At 72.1% G+C, this 7,251-nt stretch carries 6 protein-coding genes; all 6 read left to right on the plus strand.

Going from position 1 to position 7,251, the window contains the following annotated elements:
* The coding region (locus ACWEPL_RS64540) for an oligopeptide/dipeptide ABC transporter ATP-binding protein (RefSeq protein ID WP_452442881.1) at positions 1-633 on the plus strand (633 nt) is incomplete at its 5' end.
* The gene (locus tag ACWEPL_RS64545; protein ID WP_452442883.1) at positions 630-1,658 is read left to right on the plus strand and encodes an oligopeptide/dipeptide ABC transporter ATP-binding protein; all 1,029 of its coding nucleotides are present in this window, start codon (positions 630-632) and stop codon (positions 1,656-1,658) included. The genes ACWEPL_RS64540 and ACWEPL_RS64545, both read left to right, overlap by 4 nt.
* On the plus strand, positions 1,655-3,148 hold the full coding sequence (locus tag ACWEPL_RS64550; RefSeq protein ID WP_452442884.1) for an aldehyde dehydrogenase family protein: 1,494 nt from the start codon (positions 1,655-1,657) through the stop codon (positions 3,146-3,148). Before ACWEPL_RS64545 ends, ACWEPL_RS64550 begins: the two co-directional genes overlap by 4 nt.
* 123 nt (positions 3,149-3,271) lie before the next feature.
* Positions 3,272-4,804 carry an ABC transporter substrate-binding protein gene (locus ACWEPL_RS64555; protein WP_452442886.1) on the plus strand — a complete coding sequence of 511 codons (1,533 nt, stop codon included), beginning with the start codon at positions 3,272-3,274 and terminating at the stop codon, positions 4,802-4,804.
* Positions 4,801-5,898, plus strand: a complete 1,098-nt coding sequence (locus ACWEPL_RS64560; RefSeq protein ID WP_452442888.1) for a tartrate dehydrogenase — start codon at positions 4,801-4,803, stop codon at positions 5,896-5,898. The genes ACWEPL_RS64555 and ACWEPL_RS64560 overlap by 4 nt, the downstream gene beginning before the upstream one ends.
* Positions 5,895-7,172: an amidohydrolase gene (locus tag ACWEPL_RS64565; RefSeq protein ID WP_452442890.1), complete on the plus strand. Its 1,278-nt coding sequence runs from the start codon at positions 5,895-5,897 to the stop codon at positions 7,170-7,172. The genes ACWEPL_RS64560 and ACWEPL_RS64565 overlap by 4 nt, the downstream gene beginning before the upstream one ends.
* The last annotated feature ends 79 nt before the right edge of the window (positions 7,173-7,251 follow it).

The raw sequence follows: 7,251 nt of genomic DNA on the forward strand, positions 1-7,251 counted from the left end.
TGCCTGCCCGCCCGGCGCTGGGTGGTTGCGCTCTGGGCCGCGGTGGTTACCCCCGCTCCGGCCCGCCGCGCCGGTGAGCATCCCCACCAGATGTCCGGCGGCATGGCCCAGCGCGTCATGATCGCCATGGCGCTGGCCGCCCACCCGGACGTCCTCATCGCCGACGAGCCCACCACCGCCCTCGACGTCACCGTCGAAGCGCAGATTCTGCGGCTGATCGCCGCCATGCAGGTCGAGACCGGGATGTCGGTCCTGTTCATCTCCCACGACGTCACCACCGTCGCCTCCATCGCCGACCGCATCGCCGTCATGTACGCGGGCCGCATCGTCGAGGACGGACCGGCCTCCGAGGTCATCACCGCCGCCGAGCACCCTTACACCCAGGCGTTGTTGCGCTGCTCCACCCTGCAGACCGACGACACCGGCCATCTGCACACCATCCCCGGCAACGCCACCGCGGCACGCGCGGTCAGTCATGGCTGCCGCTTCCGCCCGCGCTGCGACGTCGCGGCCAGTGACGGGGAACTGGGCTCCCACTGCGACACCGAGGAACCCGATCTCGCCGGCTGCGGCACCCGTCGCAACTCACGCTGCTGGGTCACCATCGACCCCCGACGACAGGTCCCGGCATGAACGACCCCGCGCAGAGCTCCGGCATGAGCTCCGACATCGCCGTCATCGACCACGTCACCAAGCACTATCCGTTGGCGCGGAACGGCTTCGGGCGCCGGCCGCACGTGCACTCCGTCGACGACGTCTCCCTGACCATCCGCGAGGGGGAGGTACTGGGGCTGGTCGGCGAGTCCGGCTCGGGCAAGAGCACGCTGGCCCGGCTCCTGCTCGGCCTCGTCCCGGTCGACTCCGGACGGATCGAGGTCGATCGGCTGAGGGTCGGCAGGCTGCGCGGCGCCCAGCTCCGTCAGCTGCGCCGGTCGGCGCAGCTGGTCTTCCAGGACCCGCACTCCGCTCTGGACCCGCGCATGACGCTGCGGGAATCGCTGCTCGCCCCCCTGCAGCAACACCGCATCGGCACGCCGCAGGAACGCCTGCGGCGGGTGACCACCGCGCTGGCGGAGGTCGGCCTGGACCACAGCTTCCTGGAGCGCCGGCCGGGCGACTGCTCCGGAGGGCAGCTGCAGCGGGTGGTCATCGCCAGAGCCCTCCTGCTGGAACCCAAGCTGCTCGTCTGCGACGAGCCCGTGTCGGCCCTGGACGCCTCGGTGCAGGCGACCATCCTGAACCTGCTGGTCGATCTGCGCCGGTCGCGCCGGCTGAGCATGCTGTTCATCTCCCACGACCTGAGGGTGGTGAAGTTCCTCGCCGACCGGGTGGCGGTTCTCTACCTCGGGCAGATCGTGGAGATGGCCACGCACGACGACATCTTCACGGGCGCCCTGCACCCCTACACCCTGGCGCTGCTGCACTCCGGTCAGGGACACCGCATCGACGCCGGTGAGCCGGACCAGCTGAAAGGCGAGCCGCCCAGCCCCGTCTCCCCGCCTCCCGGCTGCCGCTTCAACACCCGCTGTCCGCTGGCCACCGACCATTGCCGCACCGAGCAACCCGACCTCGTCGACAACGGAAACGGCCACCACGTCCGCTGTCACCGCTCCGCGGAGAGCCGGAGCCGGCTGGTCGTTGAGGAGATCCCCGCATGAGCCTGATGACCGGACAAACCGCCCCGTCCGCCACCACCCGCTGGACTCCGCCCGGTAAGGCGTTCACCGCCGGACGCTGGCGGGAGACCGAACGGCACACCGCCGTGATCGACCCCGAGACCGGCGCCTTCCTCGGTGAGGTCGCCGACAGCACCGCCGCGGAAGTACGCGCGGCCGTCGACGCGCTCGTGGACACCTTCCGGGCCGGCGCCGCCGCCGACCGTGCCGACTGGCCGCTGTGGCAGCGCCGGGAGGCCCTGCACCGGGCCGCCGACCTGCTGAGGCGGCAGGCCGAACGGTTCACCGCCATCGTGGGCTCCGAGGGATGCAAGACGATCAGGGATGCCCGCCGGGAGGTGGCCCGGGCGGCGGAGACCCTGCAGCTGTCCGCCGGTGCGGGACACGCTCTGCAGGGCGCCAGCGTGCCGTTCGAGGACACCTCCCGTGGCGCGGACCGGCTCGGGTGGAGCAGCAGGGAACCGCTCGGGGTCGTCGCCGCCATCACCCCGTTCAACGACCCGCTGAACCTCGTGGCGCACAAGGTCGGCCCGGCGCTGCTGTCCGGCAACGTCATCGCGGTCAAACCGCACGAGGCGACGCCGCTGTCCACGCTCGCCCTCGCCGAGCTGCTCCTCGAGGCGGGCGTTCCCGGCGACCGGATCGCCGTGCTGCCGGGCGGCCCGACCGCCGGGCGGGAGCTGGTGTCGCACCCCGGCGTCGACGTCGTCTCCTTCACCGGTGGGATCCGCACCGCCGACGAGGTGGCCCGCCTGGCCGGCGCCCGAACCCTGCTGATGGAGCTGGGCGGGTCCAACCCCGTCATCGTCGACCACGGCGTGGACCTGATGGCGGCCGCGCGGGCCATAGCCGAAGGGGCCTTCGGGTGCGCGGGACAGAACTGCCTGTCGGTGCAGCGCGTCTACGTGGTCGCCCAGCACTACGACGAACTGCTCGGCCACCTGACCCATATGACCGCTCACCTGAGCGTCGGCAGCAAGCATGACGAGACGACCGACGTCGGGCCGCTGATCGACGCGGCGGCCGCGCGCCGCGTGGAGCGCCGGGTCGAGGAGGCCGTCGCCCGCGGCGCCGTCGTACGCGCGGGAGCGGTCCGCCAGGACGCCACGTACCAGCCGACCATCCTCACCGACCTCGCCCCCGACGACCCCATCGTCACCGACGAGATCTTCGGCCCCGTGGTCAGCGTGCTGCCCGTGGCCGATCTCGACGACGCCGTGAACCAGGCCAACCGCGCGGCCACCGGCCTTCAGGCCGGGGTCTTCACCCGCGACACCACCGCGGCCCTGCGCACGGCCCGCCGGCTGCGGGCCGGCGCCGTAATGATCAACGACACCTCCGACTTCCGCATCGACGCCATGCCGTTCGGCGGTTTCCACCGCAGCGGCATCGGCCGGGAAGGCGTCACCAGCGCCGTCGTGGCGATGACCGCACCCAAGGTCATCGCGGCCCGGCTGACCTCCATCAGCTGAGCTCCCTCACCGGCAACTCCTCCTCCACTGCCCATCCGACCGGGACACACGAGCGTCAACCGGTCATGTCGTGGTGCCCACTCCCTTGCTCTCCCCCCAACGACGTTCAGAAGGAACACCAGCATGGCACGCACCTGGAAAACCCTCGCCGGCATGTCGACAGCCCTCGTCGTGCTCGCCGGCTGCTCGTTCGACTCCGGCAGTCCCGAGCCCACCGCGAGCGGCGGCGGCTCCAAGCTGATCATCGCCGACCTGTGGGCGCCCGACTCCGGGTACGCCCTGGAGACCGACGACGCCTTCACCCTCACCCGCGCCGGCTGCCTGGAGACCCTGGTGGCCGTGGACAAGGACAACCACGCCCAGCCCGCCCTGGCGACGGAATGGAAGCAGACGGAGCCCAAGTCCTGGACCTTCGCCATCCGTGACACCAAGTTCCAGAACGGCACCGCGCTCACCGCGAAGGTCGTCGCCGACGATCTCAACCGGCTGCTGAAGGCCACGGCGCCGCCGCGCAGCTTCGCCCCCAGCGTCATTTCCGCGGTGACCGCCGTCGACGACCGGACCGTACGGATCGACACGCCGGAGGAGGACCTGTTCCTGCCGCTGCGGGTCAGCGTCCCGAACACCGGGATCCTCGCCCCTGAGGCGTTCTCCGGCACCACCACGAACCCGGTCGGCACCTGCACCGGACCGTTCAAGATCACCAGCATCGGCACCGGCCAGTCGCTGTCGCTGGCCGCCAACGACGGCTACTGGGGCGGGGACGTCGCCCTCGGCAGCGCGGAGATCCGCTACGCCGAGAGCGGCGCCACCCGCGCCACGCAGCTGCGTGCCGGTGAGGTGTCGGTGGCCGCCAACCTCCCCGTCACCACCCTCACCACCCTGAAGGGCGACAACAACATCACCCTGCAGCAGGTCGCGCTGCCCCGCACCACCGGCCTGTACCTCAACACCCGCAAGGCCCCCTTCGACAAGGTCGAGGCGCGCCGCGCGATCCAGAAGGCCATCGGGCTCGACGCCATCGTCAAGGCGGTCTACGAGGGCACCGCCACCGCGGCCGCCGGACCGTTCACGCCTGACGAGCCGTGGACGCCGGCCGGGCTGCAGCCCGTGCAGGGAAACGCCGCTGACGCCAAGGCCGCCATGGCCGCTGCCGGCATCGACCCCGGCTCGCTCGGCTTCGAGCTCATCGCCTATTCCGACCGGCCCGAGTTCGCCGACCTCGCCCAGGTGATCCAGGCGCAGCTGGCCGAGGCCGGCATCACCGTGAAGATCCGCACCGGGGACTACGCCTCGGTCGAGGACGACCTCATGGGCGGCAACTTCCAGGCGACCCTGCTGTCCCGCAACCACCTCATCGACCTGCCCGAGCCCATCAGCGTTCTGCGCTCGGACGAAACCTGCAAGGGCAGCTTCAACCTCGCCGGTTACTGCAACCCGAAGGTCGACGAGCTCGTCAAGGAGGCCGGAAGCACGGCGGACTCGGCCAAGCGCCACACCCTCTACGGTCAGATCGCCACCCAGCTGGCCACCGACGTGGCCTTCGTCCCGCTCGTCCACGAGAGCCTCACCATGGGCGTCGCGGACACCGTCAAGGGCCTGCCGACCGACCCGCTGGAGCGGACCCTGCTCACGAAGGACACGAAGCTGTCGTGACCACGACCTCCCAGGAACACACCGGCCCCGGGACGGCACGGCGCTACGTCGTCGACGTCGTCCCGGGTGACGGGATCGGCACCGAGGTCGTCCCCGCCGCCGTGCGCTGCGTCGACCACCTGGCCGCGACCTTCGGGTTCACCGTCGAGTGGCGCGAGCGCGCGTGGGGGTGCGACCACCACCGGGCGCACGGGCGCATGATGCCCGTGGACGGCCTCGAGCAGCTCGCCTCCGGCGACGCCATCCTGCTGGGCGCCGTCGGCGCGCCGGACATCCCCGACGACATCACCCTGTGGGGTCTGCTCATCCCCATCCGCCGGGAGTTCGTGCAGTACGTCAACCTCCGGCCGGTCCGTTCGCTGCCCGGGATCCGCTCCCCGTTGCGCTCGGACGCCCCGATCGACCTGGTCGTCGTACGCGAGAACGTCGAAGGCGAATACAGCGAGGTCGGCGGCCGGGTCAACCGCGGCCGGCCCGGCGAGTTCGCCGTCCAGGAGGCGGTCTTCACCCGCGCCGGCATCGAACGGGTCGCGCGCTTCGCCTCCGACCTGGCCCTGCGGCGTTCGGGCCGGCTGATCTCGGCGACGAAGTCGAACGGCATCATCCACACGATGCCGTTCTGGGACGAGGTGGTGGCCGAGGTGGCCGACGGCAGCGGGGTGCGGCTGGAGAAGGTCCTCATCGACGCGCTGGCCGCACGACTCGTGCTGCGTCCGGAGAGCGTCGACGTCATCGTCGCCTCCAACCTGTTCGGCGACATCCTCTCCGACCTCGCCGGCGCCCTGGCCGGGTCGATCGGGGTCGCGCCCAGCGCCAACCTCGACCCGACCAAGACGTACCCGTCGATGTTCGAGCCGGTGCACGGATCGGCGCCCGACATCGCCGGCATGGGCATCGCCAATCCGGTCGGCACCCTCTGGGCGGCGGCCATGATGCTGGATCATCTCGGCGAATCCGACGCCGCGGCCGGTCTCGTGTCCGCCTTCGAGCAGGTCCTCCGTGCGGGGACCGCCACCCCCGATCTCGGCGGCACGGCGAGCACCGAGCAGTTCACGACCGCCGTCGTCCACGCCCTCGCCGCTGGAACATCGTGAGCACGCGCCGGCGATCCGAGGCCCTGCCGGATCCGCTGGACGCGACCGCCGTCCGGCGTCAGCTGCACCGGCGGCCCGAGGTCGGCTTCCTGGAGATCGAGACCGCGGATCTCGCCTGGAGCCTCCTGTCCGACCTGGGCTGGCGGCTGCGCGGCGGCGGCGACCTCGTCGACGTGCACGATCACCCCGGCGTGCCGGGCCGCGACGAGCTCGACGCCGCCGTCCGGCGGGCCGCCGCGCAGGGCGTGCCGGCGGAGTCGGTGCACCGTTTCCGTGACGGGAACACCGCCTTCGTCGCGGAGCTGCACGGCACTCGCCCGGGTCCGCTGGTCGGCCTGCGGGTGGACATGGACGCCCTGCCGATCCAGGAGAGCCGCTCCGGTGGCCACCACCCCGCGGCCGGGGGTTTCGGCTCGGACATCGACGGCGCGATGCACGCCTGCGGGCACGACGGGCACGTGGCCATCGCGCTGCGGGCCGCGGCCCTGCTGTCCGACAGGCAGTTCGCCGGCACCGTACGGCTGCTGTTCCAGCCCGCCGAGGAGGGCGTCCGCGGCGCCGCTCCCATGCTGGCCGCCGGGCTGGTCGACGACGTCGACGTCCTGCTGGCCGTCCACCTCGGCTTCGGCACCCCGGACGGATGCGTCGCGGCCGCGACCGAGCTGTACGGGACCTCGAAACTGCGGGCGGAGTTCACCGGGATCGCCTCCCACGCCAGCGGGGCGCCCGAACAGGGCCGCAGTGCCCTGCTGGCGGCGGCGTCCGCCGTTCTGGGCCTGCACGCCCTGCCCCGTTACGCGACGGCGACGACCCGCGTCAACGTCGGGACGCTGCACGCGCCCGGTGCGCCGAACATCGTCAGCGCCCTTGCCGTCCTCGGCGCGGAGGTCCGGGCCGACGCCGCCGCCGAGCACGACGACCTGGAGCGGCGGGCCCGCGCCGTCCTCCACGGCGCGGCCGCCATGCACGGTGTCACCGTGGACATCGCCAGAACCGGCTGGGCGACCAGCGCGACCACCGACGGCGCGATCCTCGCCAGGATCGAGACCCTCGCCCCGAGCCACGGCCTGCGGCTCCTGCCGCCGCGTCCCCTGCGCGCGAGCGATGACGCGACGCTGTTCATGCGGCGCGTCCAGGAACGCGGCGGGCTCGCCGGATACCTGCTCGTGGGCGCCGGAACGTACGGACCGCATCATTCGCCGGCCTTCGACCTGGACGAGGCCGCGCTGGCCCCGGCCGCCGACCTCCTGGCCGCGCTCATCCGATCCTGGTGACCTCGCCCGGGCATGTCCTGCACTCCTACGCCAACCCCGGGCACGAGCGCCGCATGCGCGAGGTGCTGTGGCGCGAGCA

Source organism: Nonomuraea sp. NPDC004186 (genome assembly GCF_053603495.1).